The sequence below is a fragment of the Cupriavidus sp. KB_39 genome, assembly GCF_052114485.1.
Lineage (GTDB): Bacteria > Pseudomonadota > Gammaproteobacteria > Burkholderiales > Burkholderiaceae > Cupriavidus.
The window spans coordinates 1-2,327 of the sequence record NZ_JBFREV010000105.1 but is presented as its reverse complement, the minus strand read 5'-3'; the positions used below and the strand labels follow the sequence as shown (position 1 = coordinate 2,327).

General features: G+C 62.1%; 2 protein-coding genes. Both read left to right on the top strand.

What is annotated here, in order from left to right; all coding sequences use genetic code 11:
• A partial coding sequence (locus AB4Z27_RS28760) for a DUF2345 domain-containing protein (RefSeq protein WP_441645952.1) occupies positions 1 to 1,071 on the top strand: 1,071 nt, incomplete at its 5' end.
• A partial coding sequence (locus AB4Z27_RS28755) for a phospholipase D-like domain-containing protein (protein ID WP_441645951.1) occupies positions 1,068 to 2,327 on the top strand: 1,260 nt, incomplete at its 3' end. The genes AB4Z27_RS28760 and AB4Z27_RS28755, both read left to right, overlap by 4 nt.

Below are 2,327 nucleotides of genomic sequence, written 5' to 3'. Positions count from 1 at the left end.
GGGTTCGAACTCAGGACGTCTGGCTGGGGGGCCATCCGGGGCGGCAAGGGGTTGTTCATCACCGCCGATGACCAGCCAAAGGCCAGCGGACAGCAACTCGACATGGCCCCGGCTCAGCGCCTGCTCGAACAAGCGCTCCAGCAAAGCCAGGCACTGGCCGAGACCGCCAGGGCAGCACAAGCCCTCGCCGCCGACTGCGAGCGCCAGCAGGCCCTGCTCAATGACAGCCTCAAGCAACTCCGCGATGCCGGCCTGCTCGCCAGCGCGCCCGCTGGTATCGCCCTGGTGTCCGGGGCGGACCTGCAAACCAGCGCGGCAAACCATCTCATCGCCACAGCGGGCGGGAATGCGGACATCAGCGCGGTCAAGCGCTTCACCGTTGCCGCCGGCGACGCCGTGTCCCTGTTCGCGCAGAAACTCGGCATGAAGCTGTTCGCGGCGGGCGGGAAGGTCGAGATYCAGGCGCAGGGCGATGAGTTGCAGTTGGCGGCGCTTAAGGACGTCACCATTAGCAGTACGGACGGGAAGCTGGTGCTGTCAGCCGCCAAGGAGGTGTGGATTGGGTCGGGCGGGTCTTACATTCGGATTACGCAGTGCGGGATCGAAAATGCAACGCCGGGAGACATCTTTGAAAAGTGTGCGGTGTGGGTYAAGCGCCCGCCCGCCTCGATGCAGATCCACGCCGAAATGGCAAACATTCTGCCCGCACACCCGCTGACGCTGAACACCGGCGCCTCGCCGGCATCGAGAACCCGGCTGCCTGTCGGCATGCCGTACAAGCTGTTTGCCGAAGGCGTGCTGTTCCGGCAGGGCGTGATCGACGAAACAGGCGACATTCCGATCGACCATCAGATGGCCAMCAAGCAGTACGAACTGCAATTGGCTAGCGGCGCGGTCCACGCCATTCCTACTACTGAGGAATATCGCGGCAACGCCGAAAACGGCGAACTTGCCGCGCGCGGCTTTCAATTCTWCGAGTCCGCACCCGGAACGCCCGAGGCGCCCGATCGCGCCGTCCATCGCCAGGTTTATGACCAACTGCTCGGCTCAACACCCGAGGATCAGGTATGAGACAACAACCCATTACCACGCCCATCGCTCTGTCGCGTACCAATCGGGCGCTCATCACGCTGCCGTGGTTCGTCCAGCGTGCCGAATATGCGCCTCAGCCSTGCACCTTTCATCCCCTCGTCAATGGCGAAGAGGCGTTCGGCGACCTCCACGACACCATTTCCGCCGCGCAGAAGACCGTCGACATTATCTGTTGGGGCTTCCAGCCATCRATGTTCTTCAAACGYGGCGCCAGGGAGCGCGGCACGCCTTGTATTGGCGACCTGCTCGAGGCAGCGGGAAAGCGCGGGGTAAAGGTCCGTCTGCTTAGCTGGGGCGGCGAAGCATTGGGCATTCCCGGCATGTCAGATATGGGCGACGAGCCGAACCTGCCTGACCGCATGCATCAGCATCCCTGGTTCTCGCGTCCACCCAATCCCCGCGTCAATCCCAAGGAATTCAACCGGTACTGGCATTGGCGTGCAGCACGCACCTCCCCTACCGCCAAGATATTCAAAGGGCCTGTTCCATCGCAGGTCATGGAAAAGCTGCCGGGATTGCTGGGGCTGCCGAAGCTGGTCAACGTCGAATTTGTCGTGCGGGATTTTGGCCTGTCTAACCGGCTGGAAATCGCATTTCGCACGGCCTTGTGGGGGACCGACGACACGCGCTCTGCCGGYARTAAGGCCCAAGGCGGCGCCATCATGGGCGCGATCGTGCCGACGCACCACCAGAAAATGGTGCTGGTCGATTATGAATTGCCTGACCGGGCAGTTGGCTATGTCATGGGCCACAACATGCTCGACCCGTACTGGGACAAGGACGACCATAGCGCGGTSCGKCTCTYGGGCGATCAGGGCCGGAATGGCGCGACRCCACGRCAGGACATTTCAAGCCGSGTCACCGGCCCGGTTCTCCGGTATCTGAACCAGAATTTCTGYGAGGCATGGGACCGCGCTACCGGCGAAGCACTGCAAACCACCCGAAAACCTGCCGCGACAGCACTCAAAATGCTGCACGACACCGGCGTCAAGGTCATGGCCCAGGTGCTGCGGACTCAGCCGGAACACGGCAAGTTCGATATCGAGAAAATGTATTTGCAGGTGGTCAACAACGCCTGCAGCTTTGTCTATATCGAGAATCAGTATTTCCGCTTTCCGCCATTGGCCGAGCAAATCAAGGCGGCCGCCGCAAAGCAGATAGCCTGGGGCCGCGACCCGGGCGAGCATGGCCCCATCCACCTGTTTGTCGTCACCAATGCGAGCGACGAGGGCATC